26 protein-coding genes, 1 tRNA gene and 1 other RNA gene are annotated in these 23,199 nt (G+C 66.3%); 22 read left to right on the top strand and 6 right to left on the bottom strand.

The features are described from left to right. Window positions 1–113: 113 nt before the first annotated feature. From DW2_RS16555 to ribD, 4 genes are all read left to right on the top strand, one after another. Window positions 114–434: a hypothetical protein gene (locus DW2_RS16555; protein WP_038148281.1), complete on the top strand. Its 321-nt coding sequence runs from the start codon at window positions 114–116 to the stop codon at window positions 432–434. Continuing rightward, window positions 434–850: a secondary thiamine-phosphate synthase enzyme YjbQ gene (locus DW2_RS16550; protein WP_038148280.1), complete on the top strand. Its 417-nt coding sequence runs from the start codon at window positions 434–436 to the stop codon at window positions 848–850. Before DW2_RS16555 ends, DW2_RS16550 begins: the two co-directional genes overlap by 1 nt. Window positions 851–992: 142 nt before the next feature. Next, window positions 993–1,463, top strand: a complete 471-nt coding sequence (gene nrdR / locus DW2_RS16545; protein ID WP_038148279.1) for a transcriptional regulator NrdR — start codon at window positions 993–995, stop codon at window positions 1,461–1,463. Further along, complete coding sequence (ribD, locus tag DW2_RS16540) at window positions 1,460–2,554, top strand: bifunctional diaminohydroxyphosphoribosylaminopyrimidine deaminase/5-amino-6-(5-phosphoribosylamino)uracil reductase RibD (RefSeq protein ID WP_051856315.1); 1,095 nt, start codon at window positions 1,460–1,462, stop codon at window positions 2,552–2,554. The genes nrdR and ribD overlap by 4 nt, the downstream gene beginning before the upstream one ends. Here ribD and DW2_RS16535 read toward each other — a convergent pair. The 3 genes from DW2_RS16535 to DW2_RS16525 form a co-directional block, all read right to left on the bottom strand. Continuing rightward, the gene (locus tag DW2_RS16535; protein WP_038148277.1) at window positions 2,533–4,560 is read right to left on the bottom strand and encodes a capsular polysaccharide biosynthesis protein; all 2,028 of its coding nucleotides are present in this window, start codon (window positions 4,558–4,560) and stop codon (window positions 2,533–2,535) included. The genes ribD and DW2_RS16535 overlap by 22 nt on opposite strands. After that, window positions 4,560–5,660, bottom strand: coding sequence for a polysaccharide biosynthesis/export family protein (locus DW2_RS16530; RefSeq protein ID WP_238321354.1), 1,101 nt, complete (start codon window positions 5,658–5,660; stop codon window positions 4,560–4,562). The genes DW2_RS16535 and DW2_RS16530 overlap by 1 nt, the downstream gene beginning before the upstream one ends. Before the next feature lie 111 nt (window positions 5,661–5,771). Next, a complete protein-coding gene (locus DW2_RS16525; RefSeq protein WP_038148276.1) occupies window positions 5,772–7,058 on the bottom strand; it encodes a capsule biosynthesis protein in 1,287 nt (428 codons plus the stop codon). Window positions 7,059–7,266: 208 nt separating this feature from the next. Here DW2_RS16525 and DW2_RS16520 point away from each other — a divergent pair, with 208 nt between their 5' ends. The 5 genes from DW2_RS16520 (at window position 7,267) to DW2_RS16500 (ending at window position 10,544) form a co-directional block, all read left to right on the top strand. Beyond that, the gene (locus DW2_RS16520; RefSeq protein ID WP_038148275.1) at window positions 7,267–7,869 is read left to right on the top strand and encodes a riboflavin synthase; all 603 of its coding nucleotides are present in this window, start codon (window positions 7,267–7,269) and stop codon (window positions 7,867–7,869) included. Further along, the gene (gene ribB / locus DW2_RS16515) at window positions 7,869–9,023 is read left to right on the top strand and encodes a 3,4-dihydroxy-2-butanone-4-phosphate synthase (RefSeq protein ID WP_038148274.1); all 1,155 of its coding nucleotides are present in this window, start codon (window positions 7,869–7,871) and stop codon (window positions 9,021–9,023) included. The genes DW2_RS16520 and ribB overlap by 1 nt, the downstream gene beginning before the upstream one ends. Further along, the gene (locus DW2_RS16510; protein WP_038148273.1) at window positions 9,023–9,568 is read left to right on the top strand and encodes a 6,7-dimethyl-8-ribityllumazine synthase; all 546 of its coding nucleotides are present in this window, start codon (window positions 9,023–9,025) and stop codon (window positions 9,566–9,568) included. Before ribB ends, DW2_RS16510 begins: the two co-directional genes overlap by 1 nt. Continuing rightward, a complete protein-coding gene (nusB, locus tag DW2_RS16505; protein WP_038148272.1) occupies window positions 9,565–10,059 on the top strand; it encodes a transcription antitermination factor NusB in 495 nt (164 codons plus the stop codon). Before DW2_RS16510 ends, nusB begins: the two co-directional genes overlap by 4 nt. A 140-nt stretch (window positions 10,060–10,199) precedes the next feature. Continuing rightward, window positions 10,200–10,544, top strand: a complete 345-nt coding sequence (locus tag DW2_RS16500) for a hypothetical protein (RefSeq protein WP_038148271.1) — start codon at window positions 10,200–10,202, stop codon at window positions 10,542–10,544. A 75-nt stretch (window positions 10,545–10,619) separates the two neighbouring features. Here the strand turns inward: DW2_RS16500 and ssrS are convergent. Next, window positions 10,620–10,774: non-coding RNA, 6S RNA (ssrS, locus tag DW2_RS20405), on the bottom strand. Window positions 10,775–10,915: 141 nt separating this feature from the next. On the opposite strand from ssrS, the gene DW2_RS16495 reads away from it, so the two are divergent. Beyond that, entirely contained in the window at window positions 10,916–11,263 is a 348-nt protein-coding gene (locus DW2_RS16495) for a hypothetical protein (RefSeq protein WP_038148270.1), read from the top strand. A gap of 45 nt (window positions 11,264–11,308) precedes the next feature. Beyond that, window positions 11,309–11,767 carry an MmcB family DNA repair protein gene (locus tag DW2_RS16490; RefSeq protein ID WP_038148269.1) on the top strand — a complete coding sequence of 153 codons (459 nt, stop codon included), beginning with the start codon at window positions 11,309–11,311 and terminating at the stop codon, window positions 11,765–11,767. Between the two features lie 3 nt (window positions 11,768–11,770). On the opposite strand, the gene DW2_RS16485 is transcribed toward DW2_RS16490, so the two are convergent. Then, window positions 11,771–11,983, bottom strand: a complete 213-nt coding sequence (locus DW2_RS16485) for a DUF6324 family protein (RefSeq protein WP_038148268.1) — start codon at window positions 11,981–11,983, stop codon at window positions 11,771–11,773. Between the two features lie 130 nt (window positions 11,984–12,113). On the opposite strand from DW2_RS16485, the gene DW2_RS16480 reads away from it, so the two are divergent. From DW2_RS16480 to DW2_RS16465, 4 genes are all read left to right on the top strand, one after another. Further along, window positions 12,114–12,190 (top strand) — tRNA-His (locus tag DW2_RS16480). Window positions 12,191–12,298: 108 nt separating this feature from the next. Next, window positions 12,299–12,850, top strand: a complete 552-nt coding sequence (locus tag DW2_RS16475) for a PAS domain-containing protein (RefSeq protein WP_038148267.1) — start codon at window positions 12,299–12,301, stop codon at window positions 12,848–12,850. 173 nt (window positions 12,851–13,023) lie between these two features. After that, window positions 13,024–16,449, top strand: a complete 3,426-nt coding sequence (locus tag DW2_RS16470; protein ID WP_038148266.1) for a chemotaxis protein CheB — start codon at window positions 13,024–13,026, stop codon at window positions 16,447–16,449. Window positions 16,450–16,453: 4 nt separating this feature from the next. Next, complete coding sequence (locus DW2_RS16465; protein WP_038148370.1) at window positions 16,454–16,813, top strand: response regulator; 360 nt, start codon at window positions 16,454–16,456, stop codon at window positions 16,811–16,813. Here the strand turns inward: DW2_RS16465 and DW2_RS16460 are convergent. Continuing rightward, complete coding sequence (locus tag DW2_RS16460; RefSeq protein WP_038148265.1) at window positions 16,801–17,679, bottom strand: LysR family transcriptional regulator; 879 nt, start codon at window positions 17,677–17,679, stop codon at window positions 16,801–16,803. The two genes, DW2_RS16465 and DW2_RS16460, sit on opposite strands and share 13 nt — an antisense overlap. 121 nt (window positions 17,680–17,800) lie before the next feature. Here DW2_RS16460 and DW2_RS16455 point away from each other — a divergent pair, with 121 nt between their 5' ends. The 7 genes from DW2_RS16455 (at window position 17,801) to DW2_RS16425 (ending at window position 23,010) form a co-directional block, all read left to right on the top strand. Next, window positions 17,801–18,865, top strand: coding sequence for a YeiH family protein (locus DW2_RS16455; protein WP_081875042.1), 1,065 nt, complete (start codon window positions 17,801–17,803; stop codon window positions 18,863–18,865). A 126-nt stretch (window positions 18,866–18,991) separates the two neighbouring features. Next, entirely contained in the window at window positions 18,992–19,693 is a 702-nt protein-coding gene (gene queC / locus DW2_RS16450; RefSeq protein ID WP_038148264.1) for a 7-cyano-7-deazaguanine synthase QueC, read from the top strand. Beyond that, window positions 19,693–20,046 carry a 6-carboxytetrahydropterin synthase QueD gene (gene queD, locus DW2_RS16445; protein WP_038148263.1) on the top strand — a complete coding sequence of 118 codons (354 nt, stop codon included), beginning with the start codon at window positions 19,693–19,695 and terminating at the stop codon, window positions 20,044–20,046. Before queC ends, queD begins: the two co-directional genes overlap by 1 nt. Continuing rightward, window positions 20,043–20,750 (top strand): 7-carboxy-7-deazaguanine synthase QueE, encoded by a 708-nt coding sequence (gene queE, locus DW2_RS16440; RefSeq protein ID WP_038148262.1) that lies wholly within the window; start codon window positions 20,043–20,045, stop codon window positions 20,748–20,750. The genes queD and queE overlap by 4 nt, the downstream gene beginning before the upstream one ends. 199 nt (window positions 20,751–20,949) lie before the next feature. Continuing rightward, complete coding sequence (locus DW2_RS16435; protein ID WP_038148261.1) at window positions 20,950–21,540, top strand: hypothetical protein; 591 nt, start codon at window positions 20,950–20,952, stop codon at window positions 21,538–21,540. A 351-nt stretch (window positions 21,541–21,891) separates the two neighbouring features. Further along, window positions 21,892–22,413 carry a hypothetical protein gene (locus DW2_RS16430; protein ID WP_156103005.1) on the top strand — a complete coding sequence of 174 codons (522 nt, stop codon included), beginning with the start codon at window positions 21,892–21,894 and terminating at the stop codon, window positions 22,411–22,413. Window positions 22,414–22,416: 3 nt separating this feature from the next. Then, the gene (locus DW2_RS16425; protein ID WP_081875041.1) at window positions 22,417–23,010 is read left to right on the top strand and encodes a helix-turn-helix transcriptional regulator; all 594 of its coding nucleotides are present in this window, start codon (window positions 22,417–22,419) and stop codon (window positions 23,008–23,010) included. The last annotated feature ends 189 nt before the right edge of the window (window positions 23,011–23,199 follow it).

The following is a 23,199-nucleotide window of genomic DNA, read 5'->3' as shown; positions in this document are numbered from 1 at the left end:
GCGCTCACATGGTCACTCTGGCCGGGGCCCCATCCGATACAGGCCGCCCGCCGAGGCTTCCCCGAAACCGGCCCGCCTGCTATCCCTGAACGGACACCAACAGGGAGCCCGCCATGACCCGTCTTCTCCTCCTCGCCCCTCTGGTTCTTGCGGCCTGCCAGATGACGGGCGCGCCCGCGAGCGATCCTGCGCGGATGGATCAGGCGGGGACCTGTTTCCTTTATGTCGAGGCGGCGCCCGACGGGACCTTTACCGTGGTCTCCGGGGTGGGGGACGGGACGCCCGCGCCCAAGGCGATGGTCACCCGCGGGCTCAGCGCGGCGGCGGCGGATGCGCTCTGGGTGAAGGAGCGCAGGATCATGGACCTCAACCCCGAATGCCTCGCGATTGTCGCGACCGATCGCACGCAGGCGCGGCCCGCGTCGGAGCGCTGATGCATACCGCGTTCGAAATCTCCACGTCGGGTCCGGGCCTCTACGAATTCACCCGCGAGCTGCGCTCCTGGGTCGATGTCGCGAATGTCGAGGAGGCGCTGCTCACGCTCTTCGTCCGGCACACCTCCGCGAGCCTGCTCATTCAGGAAAACGCCGATCCCGAGGTGCGCACCGATCTGACGGAATTCTTCCACCGCCTCGTGCCGCCTACGACCGATCCGAGCATGGGTTATCTCACCCATACCTATGAGGGGCCGGACGATATGCCCGCCCATATCAAAGCCGCTCTCCTGCCTACGCATTTGCAGATACCTGTCATTTCTGGGCGGATGGCGCTTGGGACCTGGCAGGGAATTTACCTTTTCGAACATCGCCGGGCGGCACATCGGCGCGAGGTGGTGGCGCTTTTGCGCTGAGTCTCCCAAGACACATCTCGCCGCCATATCTGGGGTTCATACATTTTTTCTACCCAAATGCTGAGGGGCAGGCTAAGGTCTTGTGGACAACCGGGGCCCTAAGACCCCAGGTAGAGGCGGGACCAAGGACGAGGGGGACGCGATGCGCTGCCCATTTTGCGGAAATGTCGATACTCAGGTGAAGGACAGCCGTCCGGCCGAGGATCATGTGGCGATCCGGCGGCGGCGGTTCTGCCCGGCCTGTGGCGGACGCTTCACCACCTATGAGCGCGTGCAATTGCGCGACCTCGTGGTGATCAAGACCTCGGGCAAGCGCGAGGATTTCGACCGCGACAAGCTCGAACGCTCGATCCGCATCGCGATGCAGAAACGCCCCGTCGAGCCCGAGCGGATCGACCAGATGATCTCGGGCATCGTGCGCCGTCTGGAGAGCATGGGCGAGACCGATATCTCCTCGAAGGTGATCGGCGAGATCGTGATGGAGACGCTGGCCCGGATCGACACCGTGGGTTATGTGCGTTTCGCGAGCGTTTACAAGAACTTCCAGGAAGCGGACGACTTCGACAAATTCGTCTCCGAACTGCGTCCGCCGCAGCCGGGCGAGGCGGAGTGACGGGCGCCGACCGGCGCTTCATGTCGCTTGCCCTGGGCCTCGCGCGGCGCGGCCTCGGGAATGTCTGGCCGAACCCGGCGGTAGGCTGCGTGATCGTGCGCGAGGGGCGCATCGTCGGACGCGGCTGGACCCAGCCGGGTGGCCGCCCCCATGCCGAGGTGCGCGCGCTGGCCCAGGCCGGTGCGGCGGCGCGCGGCGCTGTCGTCTATGTCACGCTCGAACCCTGCGCCCATCACGGCAAGACGCCGCCCTGTTCCGAGGCGCTGATCGCGGCCGGGGTCGCGCGGGTGGTCTCGGCGATGGAGGATCCCGATCCGCGGGTCTCGGGCGGCGGCCATGAAAAGCTGCGTGCGGCCGGGATCGCGGTCGAGACCGGCTGCCTCGAGGCCGAGGCGCGCGCGCTTCAGGCCGGCTTCCTCAGCCGCATCACCCGCAACCGGCCGTGGCTCGCACTCAAGCTCGCCAGCAGCTTCGACGGCCGGATCGCCACCGCCACGGGCGAGAGCCAGTGGATCACCGGGCCCGAGGCGCGCGCACGCGTTCATGCGATGCGTGCCGAATTCGACGCGGTGATGGTGGGGGGCGGGACCGCGCGGGCGGATGACCCGCTGCTGACCGTCCGCAATTTCACGCCGCTGCGCGCGCCGGTCCGGGTCATCGTCTCCGAGACGCTCGATCTGCCGAGCGCGCGTCTGGCCGGGTCGCTCGATCAGGCCCCGCTCTGGCTCATGCATGGCCCCCGTGCGCCGCGGGAGGCGCGCGATTACTGGTCGGAACTGGGGGCCGAGCTGTTCGATCTGCCTGCCCTGGCTGGGGGCGGGCTCGATCCCTTCGCGGTGATGGAGGCGCTCGGGGCGCGGGGCCTCACCCGCGTGTTTTGCGAGGGTGGCGGGCAATTCGCGGCCGCGCTGGCGACGGCGGGGCTTGTCGATGAGCTGATCGGCTTCACCGCCGGGGTGCTGCTGGGCTCGGATGGACGGGCGGGGATCGGGGGGATGGGAGTGGGAAACCTGGCAGACGCGCCGCGCTTCCGGCTGGTGGAGACCACGCGGATCGGCGCGGATGTGCTTCACCGGTGGCGGCGTGATTGACGCCAGATCCAGCTTTGGGAAGCGAGCAGCCCCTGGAATTTCGACAAGCCGCGATTGAGCGGCCCCCTGCGCGGGATCTCACCCTGAGCAAGCCGGTCGAGCACCACCTCGGGCGGACAGGGCAGGCGGTTCACCGGGTCGAGATAGCGCGGATAGGCGATCAGCGCGGCATGGGCGAGCTGTAACAGATCGGGCCGGGCTTTGCGCCGTTCCGGCATCCGCGCGAGATCCCGGGTGAGCCCCCATCCGGCATAGAAGGGCGCGCCGAGCGTGGTGACCGGCTTGCCGCGCAACAACGCCTCGAAGCCCAGCCCGGAGGTCATCGTCCAGACCTCGTCCACGGTTTCGAGCAGGGCGCCCAGATCGACTTTGGGCAACACCAGATCGGCATATTTCGCGGCCATGTCCCGCGCCACCGCGCCCGGGCGAAGCCCTGCTACGACATCGGGATGAGGTTTGAAAATGACAATGGAGTCAGGGTTTCGACGCCTGACTTCGCACAGCAATGCGAGATTTGTGCAAACCTCGCTTGCCCCGAGCCGGATCGAGGCATCATCCTCCACCTGGCCCGGGACCAGAATGCGGTGACCTTCGGGAAGAGCGGGTGCGGGGCCCTCGAGATTGTATTTCGTCACCCCTTCCGCGCTCAGCCGGGCGTTCAGACGCTCGGCCCGCATCCGCCCGCCGGCGGGCGGCTCCTGCGCGATCAGGTCCTCGAGATCGGAGGGGCGGGTGGGGTCGTAGTAGATCCCCTGACGGTCGGTGATAAGAGATAGCGGCGGCACGAGTTCGGCCCCGAGACCGCGCGAGCGCAGGAAGCCGTCCTCGACCCGGATCGGCTCTTGTGCGGCGATTTCGGGGGATATCCGCGAGGCCCAATAGAGGAACGGGCGACCCGGGAGGGGGCGCTCTGAGAAGCGGAGCGGGCCATGCCGTCCGAAGAAGCGCCGCAGATGCGGGCGCTTCCACAGCGACATGCCACCCGCGACATAGCCGTGTCGGTCCTCGCGAAAGGCGCGCACTTCCGCCTCGAGCTGATCGACCGCCTCCTCGAAGCTGCATAGCCGCTTGCGGCACGGGTCGAACCATGTGGGCGCGAGGATATGGGTCACGGCGAAGATCTGCGCACGGGTGAGCTTGCGGGTGCGGCGCGGTACCGGATTTTCGTCCTGTGTGAGGCCCCAGCCGGCATAGAAGGGCTGGCCGAAGACGCGCGGCTTGTGCCCCGCGAGGATAGCCTCGTAACCCATCAGGGACGACACCGTGTAGACCGCGATCGCGCCCTCGAATAGCTTCCATGGCGAGATCGGTGCATCGCAGATTTCCGTCGCCGCATCGCCGCTCTCTGACGTGTAATGACCGGGGCGGAGCCCCGCGCGGGTTTCGGCATGGGTACGGATCACGATCCGCGCGCCGGGATTCTCGATCCGGGCGACGGCGAGCATTTCGCGGAAGGTCGCGGCGGTCGCGCCGCCATGCGTGATCGAGGCGTCGCCTGCGATCTGGTCGATCACCAGCACATAGCCGGGGTCGGACGCCGGCAGGGCGGGGTCGAAATCATTGTATTTCGAAAGCTCCAGCTCGCGGATGCGGGCAATCCCGTCGCGGGCGCGTTGCAGGACCGCGTGATCGTCGAGCGGCGTCCCGGCCAGAAGCCGTTCGATCCGCGAGGGGCTGGCGCTGTCGAAATGCACGCCCTCCGGGTCGATCAGCAGTCCCAGCGGCGGATCGCCCATCCGCCCCGGCCGGATCGAGCGCAGGAAGGCGTCCTCGAGCCGGATCAGGGGCACCGCGCGGCGGGCGGCGACGGCTTCTCCGCGCGCGGCGTAAGGAGAGCGGCCCCAGACCACCACGCCGTCATCGGGCGCGGGCAGGCCGAGGAGCGTCTCGTGGCCGGCCGCGTGCAGGATCTCGCGCAGGCGCCGCTGGCGCAACATGCCTGCATTGTAGAAGAAAAGCCGCCGGGGGATGTCCCCGACGGCTTCGAGATCTTTCGCGGCGCGCATCAGTTTCCGGCGAGCGAGTTCAGCGTGTTCGCCGTCCCGAGCGGCCCGGTGAGGGCCGAGAGCATCTTTTGCCACTGCACGAAGGGCGCTTCGGTGACATAGACCGTGTCGCCGTCGCGGATCGCGAAATCGCGAGCCAGGAACATGCCGTTGGGCTCGGTCAGGCTGAGGACGTAGATCATGCGCTGATCGCCCACGAGATCGGTCCGGCCGAGCACCTTCATCGCGATATCGGCGGGCTCGTTGCGCAGCACGAAGACACCGGTCGGATCGGCGAGGTTCGGTTGCAGGCCGCCCACGGTGGCGATCGCCTCGAGCGCCGAGAGGGTCTGGGTCTCGAAGGGCACCCGCGCCTGGCTGCCGGTCGCGCCGAGGGCGGTGAAGGAGCGCTTGTCCTTCTCGACGAGGATCACGTCATTGTCGCGCAGCGCGATATCCATCCTCGGATTCTCGTAGAGATCCTTGAGCCAGACCGATTCCGCCATGCTGCCGCGCTTGACGGTGATCTTGGCGACTTCGGCGGGGATCGAAACGCCGCCCGCCCGGGCGATCATCGCCGACAGCGTGCGGTTCGGCCGCTCGATCGGATAGACGCCCTGGCCGTTGATCGCGCCCATCACCGAGACGGTCGCGCCATTTCCGGCCGTGCGCGAGATGAGCACCTGCGGGTCCGGCGTCTGGGTGTCGAGCTTGGCGGTGATGACCCGGCGCAGCCCTTCGGGGGTGTTGCCTGCGGCCTTGATGCGCCCGGCATAGGGGATGAAGATGTAACCGGCGCTGTCCACCTGGACCTGCTGCAGCTGCGTCGCATTCGCGCCCTGGTTCGCGAGGAGCCCGTCATCGACGTTTTCCCAGATCGTCAGCGCGAGCGTGTCGCCGGGCCGGATCGTGTCCGATCCGAGCGGGCTGGCATTGATGAATTTCGACGAGAAGCCCAAGGCGGGCTGCACGGCCGTGGCGCGGGTGACTAAATCATTGACCTGAACGACGAAAGCGTCGCCCTGACGCAAGACCGAGCCGGAAAAGAGCTCGCGTTTGTTCGGGCCGGAGCGCGGCAGGCCGCAAGAGGCGGTCAGCAACGTCGCGGAAAGGCCCGTCAACAGGGCCCTGCGGTTGGGTCGGGTATTCACTGCTCGCGCTCCTCGTTCGGGATGCTGCTTGTTCGTTTTGCAGCGAATCTACCGAACCATCGGTAAAAAAACGAGAAAAAATTATCTCACCACCCGCAACTGTTGCCTCGGGGCCGCTTTGCCCTCGGTCAGCGCGTCATAGGGATCTTCCGCCGCCAGCATCATGTCGACCACCTGTCGAAGCAGCGCGCGCCGGCCGCGGGCGGAATAGAAGCCGCCCGGAACCTGGCTCGTCTCGAGGAGGTAATGGCGATAGGCGCGGTAGGCGCGGGCATCGGGGCGGTCGGGATTGGCGAAGAACTCCTCGAGCGGCTGGGCGGAGGTGAAGCCCGGCTTGTCGAAGATCGCCCGGCCGAGCGCCTTGAGCGGAAGGCCCCGCCAGAGCACCTGCTGCGCAGCGGTGGAATTGACGGTGACGGCAGAACGCGCCTGCGCCAGAAGCCCCGCGAGCTTGCCGCCGCGCACGAAATGCACGCGCGCCTCCAGGGCGTGGCTGCGCGCGGCGCTGCGGATCGCGGCCCGGATCGGGGCGCGGCCATCCTCGAGCGGGTGGGCCTTGAAGACGAGGTGGTGATGGGGCGGGGCGCCGCGTGCGAACCCGGCCATCACGCGCTCGATGAACTCGGTCTGGCTGGTGAAGGGAGAATGGGCCCGGAAGCTCGCATCATGCTCGAGCTGAAGCAGCACGAGATGATAGGGAAAGCCGCCGCGGCGCACCCGCCGGGTGGCGAGGCGGCGTTCCGTCATGTGCAATGGCATCAGCAGAAGGCGGCGCAGCCAGAGGCGGAACTCCTCGATGACGCCGATGTCGCGATGCGGTCGGAAATGGCGATAGGGGCGGGGGCGCGCCATCACGAGGAAATGGTAGAGCGCGCCGTAGAAGATGTGGTGGCGGGTGTCGCCCCAGCGGGGCGGGGCGTCGGGAAACTCGATCTCGGAGCGCGCGAGGTCCTCGCGCATCTGCGCCACCGACATCTCCATCAGGCGCGAATGGCCGTTCGAACCGCCACGCTCATAGGTCACCCAATAGGGGCGCAGATAGCCTTCCTCGAAGACATGCACCGTCAGGCCCAGCTCGCGCCCGATCTCGACGGCTTGCGCATGGAGGGGACGGATGTCGCCATAGAGCACGAGATCGGTGATCGCCTTCTCGGAGACGAGTTCGCGCAGGCGGCGGGGCCAGCTGTCGGAAGGGGCGTCGAAACGGATATAGGAGGGGCGGTCGCGCCAGAAGGCTTCGTCGCCCGGATTGAAGCCGACGCGCCAGACCTGAGCCCCCGCCTGACGCAGCATCGCGCCGAGCTGGTGGAAGAAGGGCCCGTGCGGCCCCTGCAGCATCAGAAAATGGCGATCGTGAAAGCCTTGCATTCCGCCCCGTCACCCCGTCCCTGGCCCGTGATCGCGCATGCCGGGTGCGAAGTCACGGGATTTGTGCCATTTTCATCCGCCAGTGCGGCGAATTTGCGGCCCGCGGCAGGAAGCTACGCGACAGGGCGCAGGCGATGTGCGGGCCTGATCCCTTGCGAAGGGGCGGCGTGCGGGCTAGCTAGGAGCCGAAATCTAAGGGGATAAGACCATGTTCACCGGGATCGTGACCGATGTTGGAGAGGTGCTCGAGCTTGAGCAGCGCGGCGACCTGCGCGCGCGCATCGCGACGAGTTACGACGTGACGGGCATCGATATCGGTGCGTCGATCGCCTGCGACGGGGTCTGCCTGACCGTGATCGCCAAGGGTTCGGAGCCGCGCAACTGGTTCGATGTGGAGATCTCCGCCGAGACCGTCTCGAAGACCAATATCGGGCGCAACGGCTGGTGGACGGGCAAGAAGCTCAATCTCGAACGTGCGCTCAAGGTCGGCGACGAACTGGGCGGGCATATCGTCTCGGGCCATGTCGACGGCGTGGCCGAGATCGTTTCGCTCGCCGATGAGGGTGACAGCACGCGCTTCACCTTCCGCGCCCCCGAGAGCCTCGCGAAATTCATCGCCTCCAAGGGATCGGTTGCGCTCAACGGCACCTCGCTGACCGTGAACGAGGTCTCGGGCCGCGAGTTCGGCGTGAACATCATCCCCCATACCAAGCAGGTCACCAATTGGGGGCAGGCGAAGGCGGGCGATCCGGTCAATCTCGAGATCGACACGCTCGCACGCTATGTCGCCCGTTTGCAGGAGTGGAACTGATGACGACCCAGAGCCCCGTGAACAAGTCGGGCACCCATGACACTCCCGGCCCGGTCGAGGAGACCTATCGCGACGCGATCTCGCCGGTCGAGGAGATCATCGAGGATGCGCGCAACGGCAAGATGTTCATCCTCGTGGACCACGAGGATCGCGAGAACGAAGGCGATCTGGTGATCCCCGCGCAGATGGCCACGCCCAACGCGATCAACTTCATGGCGACGCATGGGCGCGGGCTGATCTGCCTGTCGCTGCCGGGCGAGCGGATCGACGCGCTCGGGCTGCCGCTGATGGCGTCGTCGAACTCCTCGCGCCACGAGACCGCCTTCACCGTCTCGATCGAGGCGCGCGAGGGGGTCTCCACCGGCATCTCGGCCCATGACCGCGCGCGGACCGTAGCCGTCGCGATCGACCCGACCAGGGGCGCGGCCGATATCGCGACCCCGGGCCATGTCTTTCCGCTCCGCGCCCGCGATGGCGGAGTGCTGGTGCGCGCGGGCCATACCGAAGCCGCCGTCGATGTGGCGCGGCTGGCAGGCCTCAACCCGTCGGGTGTGATCTGCGAGATCATGAACGAGGACGGCTCGATGTCGCGCCTGCCCGATCTCGTGGCCTTCGCCCAGAAACACGGGCTCAAGATCGGCACGATCTCCGACCTGATCGCCTATCGCCGCCGCTACGACAATCTCGTGCGGGTGGAGCGCGAGGAGACGATCGCCAGCGAGTTCGGCGGCGACTGGCTGATGCGCACCTATTCGGATGCCTCGCATGGCGACGAGCATCTCGCGCTGATCAAGGGCGACATCACCACGCCCGAGCCGGTTCTGGTGCGGATGCACGCGCTCGACCCGCTGCTCGATATCGTGGGGACCGGCCCGCAGGGGCGCGCCGACGAGTTCTCGCGCGCAATGGAGCTCGTGGCCGAGGAGGGCAGGGGCGTGGTCGTGCTGCTGCGCGACACCTCGATGAAACTGGCCCCCCATGATGCGGCGAGCCCGCGCACGCTGCGCCAATACGGCCTCGGCGCGCAGATCCTGTCGTCGCTGGGCCTGTCGCAGATCGAACTGCTGACCAATTCGCCCAAGCCCAAGGTGATCGGCCTCGACGCCTACGGCCTGGAAATCGTCGGAACCCGCAAGATCTCGGAGCTTGGCTGATGGCTGGCGCATCGCATTACATTCTCGACCTTCCCAAATTCGACACCGCGCCGCGGCTCCTGATCGTGGTCGCGCCCTATTACAAGGAAATCGCGGATAATCTCGTGGCGGGTGCGAAGGCGGAGGCCGAGAAGGCCGGCGCCTATGTCGATATCGTCGAGGTGCCCGGCGCGCTCGAGATCCCGAGCGCGATCGCGATGGCCGCGCGCATGGCCGATTATGACGGTTTCGTCGCGCTCGGCTGCGTGATCCGCGGCGAGACGACCCATTACGACACGGTGTGCAACGACAGCTCGCGCGGGCTGACCCTGCTCGGGCTCGAGGGAACCTGCATCGGCAACGGCATCCTCACGGTCGAGAATTACGAGCAGGCCGCGGTGCGCGCGGACCCCGCTGAACAGAACAAGGGCGGCGGCGCGGCCGCTGCGGCCTTGCATCTCATCTCATTGTCGCGCAAATGGGCGCGCCGGACGAAGGGTATCGGGTTCAAGCCCGCCGAATCCTTCCGTATCGCCGGCGAGACTGACGGATCCGAGAGCGCATGACCGAAGACAGCCCCAAGCCCCGCAAACTGACCACCGAAGAGAAGCGGCAGATGAAATCCGCCGCCCGGCTCTATGCCGTGCAGGCGCTGTTTCAGATGGAGGCTGCGGGGCAGTCGGCCACCAAGGTGTGCCGCGAATTCGAGAGCCATCGCTTCGGTGTGATCGACGAGGACGGCACCGAGATGGCCGAGGGCGATCCCAACCTGTTCCGCCGGCTCGTCGATGACGCGGTGACCTGGCAGGCCAAGATCGACCAGGCGACCGACCGGGCCCTGGTGGCGAAATGGCCGATCGAGCGGATCGACCCGGTTCTGCGTGCCCTGTTCCGTGCGGCGGGGGCCGAGCTCATCACCCCCGCGACCCCGCCCAAGGTGGTCATCACCGAGTTCGTCGATGTCGCGCGGGCCTTCTTCCCCGAAGGTCGCGAGCCGAAATTCGTCAACGCGGTGCTCGATCACATGGCCCGTGCGTTGCGCCCGGAAGCGTTCTGAGCCGCGAGGCGGGCCAGCCCGGTCTGGCTCTGCGTCGGCATGTCACGGGCCAAACCCCGCCGATCGGGCCGATTTCGGAGATTCCCCTGTTTGAATCACGCGAATCTGCGCTAGATTGTGATCAAGCAAGAGGAGGTCCCATGCCCGAACTCGTCCGGCTCTACATCAAGAACGTCTTCATCGGCTTCGGCATCGCACTGGCCTTTGTCGGCCTGTTGCTCGGCCTGAATGTCGGGAACCTCTGGCATCTCGTCTCGACCTCGGATGTCGGCTTCATCGCCGTGCTCCTTCTGGTCGTCTTCAACACCATCGTGTTTTCCGGCGTGCAGTTCGCGATCGCGGTGATGCGGATGGCGGAGGATGACGAAGATGCGGGGGGCGGCAAGCGCGACGCGATTCCCACGGGGTTCGCGGCCGAGCGGCTCGCGATCCCGGTTCCGGTCGATCAGCCGAAATCGCGCCGCGAGATCCAGCTCAAGCGCTGATCTTTCCCGAAGATCCCAACGACAAAAGCCCCGCCTGAACCGGCGGGGCTTTTTGCTGTCTTCGGGGGGAAAGTGACGGAAACCGCAGCAGACGTGGAGGCGAAAGTTCCCGGAGACCTGAAAAATCAGGTGGGCGCCAGGTAACGAGGCCAGGACCCCGCCAGAGCCAGCTCCCTCAGGAATGGTATAGGCCACTGGAAAAGGGCCTCACACGGAAAGAGCAGTAACCGTCGGAGGCACAGATAGGGGGCCTTCGCGGTCTCGGCAAGGGGCATCGGCGGGCTCACGCGGATGCGAAACTCTGGCGCTTGGCACGGGCGGTTCTGTCGCTACCATCGCAGGAAACGGATCCGACAGGGAGCAGGTTTGAGATGGACGAGGGATTCGGGCCCGGCGCCCGTACGAGCGGTGGTCTCGCAAAGGGCCTGGAGCGCCTGTGGCAGGTGGAACGCGTGCGTCACGAAGTGCTGGCCGGCGCCTTGCTGCTGCCGGTTCTCGTGGCGGGGCACGCGATTGCCGCGCAATACGTATTGTATCTTCTCCTGGCCATCGGGCTCTTTGCGGCCGAGTTCGTCTCGGAGACCGGCCTCGGGCTTGCGCGGCTGGTGCCGGCCAGCGCGCGCTACGAGGACGAGACCTTGCTCAAGGGCGCGCGGCGCGGGGCGGTCGGTCTTCGCGCGGCGCTGGTGCTGCTCGTGCTGTGGGTCGTGATGTTCTGAGGGGCCGGCTGGACTTTTGTTCCCATTTCGTTCATCTTTTGCCGGATGATGAGCACACCTCTTTCCGACCTTCAGCCCGGTCAGGTTCTCGCCCGGGGCGTGGCGCGGGCGCTATGCGAACTCGGCCTCGACTGCGTGCCCGAAATGCCCCTGCGGCCCCGTCTGCGGGCCGATCTGATGGCGCTCGACCGCAAGGGCGAGATCTGGATCGTGGAATGCAAGTCGAGCCGGACCGATTTCACCTCGGACCGGAAATGGGGTGGCTATCTGGAGTGGTGCGACCGTTACTTCTGGGCTGTCGATGACGCCTTCCCGACCGAGCTGCTGCCCGAGGGGACGGGGCTTTTCATCGCGGATGGCTACGGGGCCGAGATGATCCGCGAGGCGCCGCTGGACAAACTGGCCCCCACCCGGCGCAAGGCGCTCACGCTCGATTTCGCGCGCGCGGCTGCGCGGCGGCTGCAACGTCTTACCGATCCGGGTCTCGACGGGCTCGCGCCCTGAGGTTCAGGGCTTCTTCTTGCCCTTGCCGCCCTTGGAAAGCTCGCGCGCGGCTTCGGCCGCGGCCTGCAGTTCCTCGGCGATTTCCTCGGCCTCGTCGGGATCGAAATCGAGGGGCAGTTCGACACCTTCGCCCTCGACATAGATCCGCACCATCCCCAGAGACGTCGGACCGATCTGAATGTTGGCGGCGATGTCGCTTTGCTTGTCGATACTCATCGGAACTCTCCTCGGGCGGGTCACGCGATCTCAGGTAACGCCGGGACGCGCCGCAGGCAAGAGTTGGGGTGAATTTCCTGCATCCTCGGTCTTGCAATCCGTGCGAACCCGGTCTATCTCCCGCGCCAGTGCCGCCTTAGCTCAGTTGGTTAGAGCGCTGGATTGTGGATCCAGAGGTCCCCCGTTCAAGCCGGGGAGGCGGTACCACTTCCCCCAAGACGCAAATGCTGCCCGATCCGTGCCGAAAACAGGTGCGCACTGGACTTTTTCCTGCAAGGGTTAATTTGGTGTGAGACGGGTTGGTCAGGTTCTTTAATGTCAGTTCTCGCAGATTTCGATTTGCCAGAAGCTCTGGTGCAATATTGTGATCGTTCGACGGTGGCGCTTTCCATCGCGACGCCCGTTCTCGAGGACACACCCCTCGTCTATGTCAACACGGCCTTCAGCGCTCTGACGGGCTTCAGGGCAGATCAGGCACTGGGCCGTAACTGCCGCTTTCTGCAAACCGAACGGACCACAGGGGAATCGCGCGCCGCGATGCGGGAATTCATCGGGGACAGCTCCGTGACGGCGGGACGATTCCGGGTGATCAACGCGCGCAGGGACGGCACCGTCTTCGACAATTTCGTCTTCATGACCCGCCTGAGCGATCGCGCCGGCACGACGCAGCTCCTGCTGGGCTCGCAATTCGACCTGACCCATGCCGCCCGGCGCGCCGACCTTGCCGCGAATGACGCCGCACTTCTGCGCAACGCGTCGGATCTCGAGGCGATCTCGCGCGGATTCGGGCTTGCGATGATCGGCTCGGCGAAGGTCATCGCGGACAGCGTCTCGACCATGGCCTCCATTCTGTATCGCGGGGTGTAACGAATGCGTGCGCCAACAACGCTGCGTGGTCGATCATGTCATATGATATTGCGCCATTCCCTGTCCGGTGACAGGGCTGCGCCGATGGGACATTCGAACCTGCCCCGCCTCAAGCCCCTCTCGTCCCATCGCATGTGCCGTGTGATGGGCTTTTTGCGCAGATCGGAGGGGGTGTGACGGAAGGAGCTCAATCCGATCTCTATGTCGTGGGAATCGGCGCGTCGGCGGGCGGGCTCGAAGCCTTGCGCGAATTGCTCGAGGCGGCGCCGCAGGACGACCCCTGCGCATATGTCATCGTCCAGCATCTCGATCCAAATCACGAATCCTTGCTCGCGGAATTGCTCGACCGCTCCTCCGCGCTCGCGGTGAAACAGGCCGAGGATGGAGAGTTGCTGAGCGCGGGCCATGTCTACACGATCCCGCCGGGATCGGGGCTGGAACTGCGCGAGGGCCGGCTGCATCTGTCGCCCTTCAACCAGCCGCGCGGATTGCGGCGGCCGATCGACGATTTCTTCGAGAGCCTCGCGCAGGATCGCGGCCCACGCGCGGTGGGCGTGATCCTTTCGGGAACCGGAACGGATGGGACCGTCGGGCTGCGTTCGGTGAAGGAGCATGGCGGCTTCTGCATCGCGCAGGACGCGAGCGCGCGCTACGATTCGATGCCGAATTCCGCGGTTGCGACGGGCATGGTGGACGTGGTGTGCCCGCCCTCCGAGGTGATCGCGCGGATCGCCGGTTACCGCGAGGTCGATCCCGAGCAGGCCGAGGCGGAGGTCGTGCCGGTCTCGGGCACGCTTGAGGAGATCTGCGCCGCGGTCACCCGCCTCACCGGACATGATTTCACGCTCTACAAGAATTCCACGCTCGAGCGGCGCATCCAGCGGCGCATGCAAGTGGTGGGGCTGGTCGATGCGAAATGCTATCTCGAGAGGCTCGATAGCGAGCCCGGCGAGGCCGAGGCGCTCCTTGGGGACCTGCTGATCAACGTCACCCGCTTCTTCCGTGACCAGCCCAATTTCGAGGTCCTGCGAGAGAAGGTGATCGAACCGTTGGTCGCGCAGGCGGAGCCGGGCAGCGAATTGCGTATCTGGGTGCCCGGCTGTTCGAGCGGGGAAGAGGCCTACACGCTGGGAATGCTCGTCGACCAGGTGATCATCAAAGCGGAGAAGGCGCTCGATTTCCAGATATTCGGCACCGATATCGACGAGCGGATGCTCTCGATCGCGCGGGCAGGGCGCTACCCGGTTTCGGCGTTGCTCGATCTGCCCGAGGAAATGCGCGACCTCTACACGATCGGGCGTGACGGCAGTTTCCAGATCACGACGGCGCTGCGCGAGCGGGTGCGGTTCTCATCCCATTCGCTGATCAAGGATCCGCCCTTTTCGCGGCTCGACCTGATCTCGTGCCGCAACCTGCTGATCTATTTCGGAGACAAGCTGCAGGCGCGGGTGTTGCCGATCTTCCATTACGCGCTGAATCGGGGCGGCTATCTCTTCCTCGGCCCCTCCGAGACCGTGGGCCGTCACGATTCGCTGTTCGCGCCGCTGGATGCGCAGATGCGGATCTTCAAGACGATCGGTCCCCGTTCGCCCTACCCGACGGAACTCTCGACGCGCAGCGATCCGTTTTCGCGGCTCTCTCCTTCGCGTCCGAAACCCAATCTCAGACGACCCAAGGACTGGACTGGCACAGTGGCTAGCAACCGTATTCTGGACCTCTACGCTCCGGCAACCATGCAGGTGGACCGAAACGGAGCGATCCTCGCTTCGACCGGCCGGCTCGGGCGCTATATCGAGGTCGACCCTTCAGAGACCGGGCAGGGATATGCCCAATCCGTGGCCCGCGCCGGCCTGCGCGAGGCGCTTTCCGCCCTGATCCGCGAGGCGGGGAGTGAGGGGCAGCGCAAGGTAATACGCGATGTCGAGGTGATTTCCGAGACCGGCTCCCAGAAGGTGGACGTGCTCGCGGACCCGCTCTCCGACGAGACGATCCTGATCGTGTTCCGCGACCGCGCACCCTTCGCGCCGAGCGAGCAGGACGACTTCGACGAAATCGCCCCGTCCGAGAGCCATGTCCAGGTGCTCGAGGCGGAGCTGCGCGCGACCCGCACGCGCCTGCGTTCGACCGTCGAGGAACTCGAGACCGCGAATGAAGAGCTCAAGTCCTCGAACGAGGAAATGATGTCGATGAACGAGGAGCTTCAGTCGACCAACGAGGAGCTCGCGACTGTCAATGACGAGTTGAAGACCAAGGTCGAAGAACTCTCCGCGGCCAATGCCGATCTGCGCAACATCTTCGATTCCAAGCTGCATGCTCTGGTGACGGTCGACCGCAAGAAGCGCCTGCGCAACTTCACCGACGGGGCGGCGGAGGTGATCCGCCTGCGCAACAGCGACCAGGGGCGTCCGCTGAGCGATGTGCAGAGCTCGCTCGATCAGCCCGAGGTGATGATCGGCCTCATCGACGCGGTACTGGGTGGCGAGTCGCCGGGCCCGGTCCGGGTGAGTTCGCAAGCCCTCGGGAGGATCTGGTCCCTGGCCGCGACGCCTTACACCAATGCGCGTGGCGAGGTGGCGGGGGCGACCCTGATCTTCACCGACGTCACCAAGACCCTCCGGCTGGAGAACGAGCTGCTGCGCGAAGGGCAGCGGCTGCGCCTCGCGCTCGAGATTTCCAATGTCGGCGTGTGGTCGCTCGATCCGCGCAACGGAGAGGTCGAGATCGACGGCACGATCGCGGAGTTCTACGAGCTCGACGAGCCCGGCACCTTCGCGCTCGACGAGATCCTCGGGCGGATCGACGAGGCGGATCGCGCGAAGGTCTCCACCGAGATCGAGTCGGCCCTTGCCGAGAAGCGCGAGTTCGATTGCAGCTTCGCGGTGAACCTGCCCAGCGGCGGCCAGCGCTACCTGCGCGGTCTCGGGCGGCAGATGCGAGAGGGGGGCGTCACGACCCTGCTCGGCCTGAACGTGGACATCACCTCCGAACAGGAAGCGGCGAAGATGCGCGAGCTGTTGCTGCGCGAGATGAACCACCGCGTGAAGAACCTGTTCTCGGTGGTCTCGGGCATGCTCCGGATCTCCGGCCGCAGCGCGGAAACCCCGCGCGAACTCGTGGATGACGTGAGCGGGCGGATCAATGCGCTGGCACGTTCGCACGATCTTGCGCGCACCCGCCAGATCGATGCGACGATCCCGATGGGCGAGCTTCTGGAGACGACACTCGCGCCCTATGGCGAGAAGACGAAGAATTTCAGGCTGGAGGGGCCCGAAGTCACGGTCTCGACGAGCGAACTGACCGCCTTGGCGCTCATTTTCCACGAGTGGAGCACCAATGCCGCGAAATATGGGGTTCTCGGCCCGATCGCGGGGGAGCTCGATATCTGCTGGGGGATGGATGCCGGGGGCGCGATCACGGTGGAGTGGAGGGAAGTCTATGACGAGCCCCTCGAGACGGTGCCCGAGACGGCAGGGTTCGGCTCCACCCTCGTCAACATCTCGGCGCAACAGATCGGCGCGAAAGTCGAGATGGACCAGACTTCGGAATGGCGCAGCTACAACATCCGGTTTACGAACGCGGCCGAAAGTGAGGATGCCTGACGAAATGAACGGTGCCGTGTTGCTGGCCGAAGATGAGGCCGTTGTCGCGCTCGACCTGAGCTGCATGCTGGAAGATATGGGCGTCTGCGTGCTCGGACCCTGCGCCACGGTGGCCGCGGGGCTGGATATCGTGGCCGAAACCGTCCCCGATATCGCGATTCTCGACGTGATGCTGGCCGATGGCGAGGTCTATGAGCTCGCCGATCGGCTGCATGATGCGCGGGTGCCGATCCTGTTTCATTCCGGCCATGCCGATGCGGTGCATCTCACCTCGCGCTATCCCGGCTCGGCGATCTGTCCCAAGCCCGCGCTGCCCGCCGAGATCGAGGCGCATATCTCCCGGCTGCTCGCTCAAGCGGACTGAGCCGCCGATATCTCCCTGAGAAAGGCGCGCGTCGCGTTGCTTTCGTGATGCTCGCGGTGGCGCAGGACGTAGAACGGGCGCGGCGGCAGTTCCAGCGGCCAGCGATGGAGCGCGCCGAGTTTCAGCGAGCGTTCGACCACATGGGCCGAGAGGATGCTCACCCCGGCACCGGCTTCGACCGCGCTCAACACCGCTTCGTTCGAGGGCAGGACAAGCGCCGGGGCAAGCGCTTCGGGAGCGATGCCGTGGCTTTCGAGCGCTGCCTGCGCGCTTGAGCGCGTGCCCGATCCCGCCTCGCGCAGAACCCACCGCGCCTTGATCAGGGCGGCAGGCGCGAAGGTCTCGGGGGGCGGGGTCGCGCTCACCAGAACGAGCCGGTCCGCCCCGATCCGGCGACGGATCAGCTTCGCGTCCTCGATATCGCCCTCGACGAGCGCGCAATCGAGCGCCCCTTCGCGGATCTGACGCGCCGCCTCCTCGCTATTGCCGATCTCGAGCGTGATATCGATGCCCGGATGGGCGGCGCGGAAGGCCGCGATATGGCGCGGGAGCCAGTAGCCCGCGATGGTCTGGCTGGCGATCAGGCGGATATGGCCGCGCTCAAGCCCGCGCGTCTCGGCCAGCATCGCCTCGGCCTCGGAGATCCGGGCCAGCACCGCGCGTGCCTCGGGCAGGAAGGCGCGGCCCTCCTCGGTCAGGACGATCCCGCGCCCGATCCGGTCGAAGAGCTTCACCTGATGGCGGGCCTCAAGCGCCGCGATCGCCGCCGAGGCGGTCGACTGCGTCATGTTGAGCGCCTGCGCGGCGCGGGTCATGTGCTCCATCTCGGCGACGGTGACGAAGACGCGAAGCTGTTCGGGGGTCATGTGAGTCCTATTGATCGTCAAAAGCGATCATAACGATAAAAACATTTCGTTTGAAGGATGAATGGGAGAGCGCAATTAGAGCGGGGACAGACCGAGACATCCGCCACGAAAGGGACCCGCCATGCCGCTCCTCACCGCCCTGCCGCAAGCGCTCCGCCAGCCGCACCTGCATCTGCGCATGCTCGCGCCGGGTCTGGCGCTCAGCACCGGGGTCGCGGTGCTCGCGGTGATCGCGGCGAAGGCCGAGGAGGCCGCCTTCGGGGCACAATGGCTCGAACCGCTGGTGCTCGCGATCCTCATCGGCGCGGCGGTGCGAACGCTCTGGCGGCCCGATGCGCGGTTCAAGGCGGGGATCGATTTCTCGGCCAAGACCGTGCTCGAGATCGCGATCGTTCTTCTCGGGGCCTCGGTGAGCGCGCAGACGCTGCTTTCGGTCGGGCCGTGGCTGCTGTTCGGGATCGTCGCGGTCGTCGCGCTGATCGTGCCGCTCGCCTTCCTTCTGGGGCGCGCGCTCGGCCTGCCGCCGCGCATGGCGCTTCTGATCGCCTGCGGCAACGGGATCTGCGGCAATTCCGCGATCGCCGCCGTCGCGCCGGTCATCGAGGCCGACAGCCGCGACGTGAGCGCCTCGATCGCCTTCACCGCCGTACTCGGCGTCGCGGTGGTATTGCTGCTCCCGCTGCTGGGCCATGCGCTCACGATGGGCGCGCTGCATTACGGTATCCTCTCGGGGCTGACCGTCTACGCGGTGCCGCAGGTGCTCGCCGCCGCCGCGCCGATGGGGCAGGGGGCGATCCAGATCGGCACGCTGGTGAAGCTCGTGCGGGTGCTCATGCTCGGCCCGGTCACGGTGGTGCTCTCGCTGCTGGCGTCGCGCCTGCCCGAGGAGAGACGCAATCCGAACGCGAAGGGCGCGCCGCGCAAGGGGCTGATGCCGCCGCTCTTCATCCTCGGCTTCCTGGGGATGATCGCGCTGCGCTCGGCCGGTGCCCTTCCGCATGACGCACTCGCCCCGATGAGCACGGGGGCCACGATCTTCACCGTGATCTCGATGGCCGCGCTCGGGCTGGGCGTCGATGTGCGCGCGGTCGCGGCGGCGGGGCCGCGGGTGATCGCGACGGTGACGCTCTCGCTTGTGGTGCTCGTCGCGCTCGGGCTCGCGCTGGTCGCGCTGCTGCCGGTCTGAGCCGCCCTGCCGCGATTGACCTTTCCCGCCCGGATTTGATAGGAGAGCGCGTTGCTCCGGCGCAGGTCGCGTCGGGGTCGCGCGTCCCGGTCGCAGCCCACCCGGGTATCAAAACAAGGGATCAACATGAAAACCATCGTGATCTGCTCCGGCGGACTGGATTCGGTATCGCTCGCCCACAAGGTCGCGGCCGAGGACACGCTCACCCGTCTCGTCTCGTTCGATTATGGCCAGCGCCACCGCAAGGAACTCGATTTCGCCGCCCGCGCCGCCGAGCGCCTTGGCGTGCCCCATGACATCATCGACATGCGCCCGATCGGCGCGGCGCTGACAGGCTCGGCGCTGACCGACGATATCGACGTGCCCGACGGCCACTATGCCGAGGAGACGATGCGCATCACCGTCGTGCCGAACCGCAACGCGATCATGCTCGCCATCGCCTTCGGCGTGGCCGCGGCCAATGGCGACGACGCGGTGGCGACCGCGGTGCATGGCGGCGATCACTTCATCTACCCCGATTGCCGTCCGGCCTTCACCGAAGCCTTCGACGCGATGCAGAAGGCCGCGCTCGACGGTTATGCGGATGTGCGTCTCTCGACACCCTTCGTCCATCGCAGCAAGGCCGATATCGTCACCGAGGGGGCGAAATACGGCACGCCCTTCGCCGAGACCTGGTCGTGCTACAAGGGCGGCGCGCATCATTGCGGGCGCTGCGGCACCTGCGTCGAGCGCCGCGAGGCTTTCGATCTGGCCGGAGTGCCCGATCCGACCGTCTATGACGATCCCGATTACTGGCGCGCGGCGATCGCGGCGCGGGAGGGGCGCTGATGTACCGGATCTCGAAGGAGTTTCATTTTTCCGCCTCGCACCAGCTCTCGCATCTGCCCGCCGATCACCAATGTGCGCGGCTGCATGGACACAATTACATCGTCGTGGTCGAGCTGGCTTCCGCCGAGCTCAACAGCGATGGCTTCGTGCGCGACTATCACGAGCTCAAGCCGCTCAAGACCTATATCGACGAGATCTTCGATCACCGCCATCTCAACGATGTGCTGGATGTGCCTTCGACCGCCGAGAACCTCGCGCGGCATTTCTTCGACTGGTGCCGCGCGCGCTGGCCGGAGACGGCGGCGGTGAAGGTGAGCGAGACGCCGAAGACCTGGGCGGAGTTCCGGCCATGACCCTGCGCATCGCCGAGATCTTCGGCCCCACGATCCAGGGCGAGGGCGCGCTGATCGGGGAGCCTACCGTGTTCATCCGCGCGGGCGGGTGCGATTACCGCTGCAGCTGGTGCGACAGCCTGCACGCGGTCGACAGCGCCTATCGCGAAACGTGGCGGCCGATGCAGCCCGACGCGATCTGGGAGGAGGTGCGCCGACTTTCGGGCGGACAGCCGCTGACCGTCTCGATTTCGGGAGGGAACCCGGCGATCCAGGATTTCGCGCCGGTAATCGGGCGCGGAAAGGCCGAGGGCTACCGCTTCGCCTGCGAGACGCAGGGCTCGATTGCCCGCGACTGGTTCGGCGATCTCGACTGGCTGGTGCTGTCGCCCAAACCACCCTCGAGCGGCGAGCAAGTGGATTGGGAGGCATTTGCCAAATGCGTCGCGGCCGGGCAGGGCGCGGGGGCCACGGTGATGAAGATCGTGATCTTCGACGAGGCCGATTTCAATTGGGCGCGCGAGGCGGCTGCGCGCTTTCCCGATCTGCCGCTCTACCTGCAGCCGGGCAATCCCGAGGTCGACCCGCAGACGCCCGTCGATCTCGAGACGCTTTCCGAGCGGATGCTGTGGCTCGTCGACCGGGTCACCGAGGCGGGCTGGTTCTCGGCGCGCGTCCTGCCGCAGCTCCACGTCTTTCTCTGGGGCAACAAGCGCGGGGTCTGAGGGCTGTCGCACCGGGCCGCCCTGCGTCATCGAATGAGCGAAAAATCGGCGTAAACCCTTTGGCCCAAAGGGGCGAATGAGCCGTTTTCATCCGATCGGATGATGGTCTTGCGCCGCCGATCTCCTTTCTTCCGGGACGTGAGAGCCGCGGCGCGATGATCGTGCCCGGCATAGTCTTCGAAACAGGAAGGAGTTCGAAATGTCCTATCGCAGCAAAATGACCGCCGCAGGTATCGCCGCCATCACCGCTATCGGGTTGGGCGCACCTCTGACCGCCTCCGCCGCGGGCGTTGGTGCTTCGGTCGGCGTGGATGCCGGCGCGCAAGTCAGCTCGGATACCGGTTCGGGCGTGACGCTTTCGACGGGTGCGGGTGCCTCGGGTCAGGCCGCGGCGCAAACCCCTGATGCGGGCGCGGTCGTCGACACCGCAAAAGGCGCGGCGCAAGCGGGCGCCATGACCGTCGGTTCGGTCGTCTCCGGCCTGGAGGCTTCGGCCAAGGCCAGCGCCATGAGCGATGTCAGCGCGAAGATCTCGGGTGGAAACGCCGCCACGCAGGTGAAGCTGGTGACGCTCGCCAATCTCGAGACCGGTTCGCAGGCGCTGACCTCGCAGGTCGAAAAGGCCATCGAGGCGCAGAAATCGACCATCGGTCAGGTCCAGAAGGCGATCTCGGAGAACGCGAAGCTCTCCGCCGCGCTCTCGGCCAAGGGTTACGCTGCCAGCGATGTGGTCGGCGTGGCGCAGAACGCGGGTGGCGACATCACCATCGTGGTCGATAACGCGGGCTAACGCCCGAACACGGTTCGCCAGCCTTTCGGGGCAGGCGGAGCCCTGAGCCCCCGTTTCCCTCTTTCACCCCCTCGGGGGCCAGGGCCTCTCCCCCCCGCGCTCTCTTCCGATCCCGAGAGCGCGGGGGACTTCCGTTCCCGAGATTTCGGGCACAATTTCGCGCAACGGGCGATCACCTTTTCTCGAGGTCGCATCCGAAACGCGCCCGGTGCGTTTGTTTCCCGAAAGAACTGTCCGACCTCGTCTGCAGAACCGGGAAACATGCAACCGATCACGCCCTGCCTTTCGTCGCAACGAAGCGGCTGCACCTGCCTCGGCGGCGATAGCGACATTTCTTTTGAGGAGATCGTCATGACCCTCTTCGACAAATCCGGTTTGTCGGCGGCTGGCGCGGCGCTGCTCGCCATCGCGATCGGCGCGCCCGCCGCAGCGCTGTCCGACAGCGCCCTGCCGCTGATGCGCCCCGTGCAGGTGGCGAGCGCCGCCTATCTGCAGGTGATCCAGTCTCTCAAGGCGCAGGGCTACGCGATCGAGCGGGTGAGCCGAACCTTTCTGGGGCGTTACCAGATCCTCGCCCGCAACCCGACCCAATTGCGCGAGGTGATCGTGAGCAGTTCGACCGGGGAGATCAAGCGCGATGCGGTGATCAAGCGTTTCGAGAGCGGGGGCGCGGACACCGGCGCCTCCAACGCGCAGCACGCGGGCCCCTCGAGCGGCTCCGGTGCAACCGGCGTCGCGACCGGTGTCGGGGCGAGTGGTGTCTCCGTGGGGGCGTCGCTCGGTGCAGCAGGGGGCGCCTCGGGAGAGGCGGCGAGCGGATCGGGCGGCGCGGCCTCGTCCCGGGATGGCGCCGGCGGGTTGGGAGGTCTCTGACCCGTGAAAGACCTGAGCGAAGACGTCCCGCTTTCTTCCAAGGCCCGTCTCGCGATGGGCGTCGAACCTGCGGCGCGCCCCGTGAGGGCGCGGCTGAGCCGGACCTTCTTTCTCTATGCGGCGCTGGTGGTGCAAAGCCTCAGTGCCGCTTTCTTCGTCGGCGATCTGTGGTCCGAGGTGCTGGGTTTGCGCACCTGGCTGCTGCCTTGGGCCTTGCAGGAATATATCCAGGTCCTCGCCAGCGTGGGGTTGATCGTCGGTGTCATCACCAGCGCGCTTTTCGTGCGCCACAGCCGCAAGCGGATCGCGGCGATGGGGCGCCAGATCGACGTGGTCCAGGGCAACTTCCAGTCCCATATGGAAGACCTTTTCGACGCATGGGGGCTCTCGAGCTCCGAGCGCGCCGTCGCGGTCTACGCGATGAAGGGATTCTCGAACCGCGAGATCGCCGAACTGCGCGGCAAATCGGAATCGACCGTGAAGACCCAGCTGAACGCCGTCTTCCGCAAATCCGGCCTGAACACCCGCCAGCAGCTTACGGCTTTTCTCGTCGAGGAACTGATGTCGGGAGCCGCCGTGGAGCCTGCGCTGGAGTGAAGCTCGGCGCGAGGCTCGCCTTGAATAGCCCCGCATTTCTTAGACGCCGTCTTGTCTCAGTCTCTGCTGTCGCTCGAAGTCGACGGGCGACAGCATTCCGTTCCGGGCGTGCTTGCGCTTTTGAGTGTGCTCTGCCCCCTGAAAACTGGACCGTTTGAAGCTGGAGTTTTCGGCTAAGCTTTCCTGGCT

Origin of the sequence: Thioclava atlantica (assembly GCF_000737065.1) — a bacterium.
In the GTDB taxonomy this organism is placed as follows: domain Bacteria; phylum Pseudomonadota; class Alphaproteobacteria; order Rhodobacterales; family Rhodobacteraceae; genus Thioclava; species Thioclava atlantica.
The sequence above is the reverse complement of the archived record's forward strand: the minus strand, read 5'-3'. Positions and strand labels throughout refer to the sequence as shown.

Bases quoted from the DNA above. Each gene is read 5' to 3' on its own strand.
- nrdR (WP_038148279.1), top strand. From the start codon at position 993: ATGCGCTGCCCATTTTGCGGAAATGTCGATACTCAGGTGAAGGACAGC.
- DW2_RS16500 (WP_038148271.1), top strand. From the start codon at position 10,200: ATGCCCGAACTCGTCCGGCTCTACATCAAGAACGTCTTCATCGGCTTC.
- queC (WP_038148264.1), top strand. From the start codon at position 18,992: ATGAAAACCATCGTGATCTGCTCCGGCGGACTGGATTCGGTATCGCTC.
- DW2_RS16435 (WP_038148261.1), top strand. From the start codon at position 20,950: ATGTCCTATCGCAGCAAAATGACCGCCGCAGGTATCGCCGCCATCACC.
- queD (WP_038148263.1), top strand. From the start codon at position 19,693: ATGTACCGGATCTCGAAGGAGTTTCATTTTTCCGCCTCGCACCAGCTC.
- DW2_RS16510 (WP_038148273.1), top strand. From the start codon at position 9,023: ATGGCTGGCGCATCGCATTACATTCTCGACCTTCCCAAATTCGACACC.
- DW2_RS16550 (WP_038148280.1), top strand. From the start codon at position 434: ATGCATACCGCGTTCGAAATCTCCACGTCGGGTCCGGGCCTCTACGAA.
- ribB (WP_038148274.1), top strand. From the start codon at position 7,869: ATGACGACCCAGAGCCCCGTGAACAAGTCGGGCACCCATGACACTCCC.
- nusB (WP_038148272.1), top strand. From the start codon at position 9,565: ATGACCGAAGACAGCCCCAAGCCCCGCAAACTGACCACCGAAGAGAAG.
- DW2_RS16485 (WP_038148268.1), bottom strand. From the start codon at position 11,983: ATGAGTATCGACAAGCAAAGCGACATCGCCGCCAACATTCAGATCGGT.
- DW2_RS16455 (WP_081875042.1), top strand. From the start codon at position 17,801: ATGCCGCTCCTCACCGCCCTGCCGCAAGCGCTCCGCCAGCCGCACCTG.
- DW2_RS16460 (WP_038148265.1), bottom strand. From the start codon at position 17,679: ATGACCCCCGAACAGCTTCGCGTCTTCGTCACCGTCGCCGAGATGGAG.
- queE (WP_038148262.1), top strand. From the start codon at position 20,043: ATGACCCTGCGCATCGCCGAGATCTTCGGCCCCACGATCCAGGGCGAG.
- DW2_RS16520 (WP_038148275.1), top strand. From the start codon at position 7,267: ATGTTCACCGGGATCGTGACCGATGTTGGAGAGGTGCTCGAGCTTGAG.
- DW2_RS16555 (WP_038148281.1), top strand. From the start codon at position 114: ATGACCCGTCTTCTCCTCCTCGCCCCTCTGGTTCTTGCGGCCTGCCAG.
- DW2_RS16495 (WP_038148270.1), top strand. From the start codon at position 10,916: ATGGACGAGGGATTCGGGCCCGGCGCCCGTACGAGCGGTGGTCTCGCA.
- DW2_RS16490 (WP_038148269.1), top strand. From the start codon at position 11,309: ATGATGAGCACACCTCTTTCCGACCTTCAGCCCGGTCAGGTTCTCGCC.
- DW2_RS16535 (WP_038148277.1), bottom strand. From the start codon at position 4,560: ATGCGCGCCGCGAAAGATCTCGAAGCCGTCGGGGACATCCCCCGGCGG.
- DW2_RS16475 (WP_038148267.1), top strand. From the start codon at position 12,299: ATGTCAGTTCTCGCAGATTTCGATTTGCCAGAAGCTCTGGTGCAATAT.
- DW2_RS16465 (WP_038148370.1), top strand. From the start codon at position 16,454: ATGAACGGTGCCGTGTTGCTGGCCGAAGATGAGGCCGTTGTCGCGCTC.
- DW2_RS16525 (WP_038148276.1), bottom strand. From the start codon at position 7,058: ATGCAAGGCTTTCACGATCGCCATTTTCTGATGCTGCAGGGGCCGCAC.
- DW2_RS16430 (WP_156103005.1), top strand. From the start codon at position 21,892: ATGACCCTCTTCGACAAATCCGGTTTGTCGGCGGCTGGCGCGGCGCTG.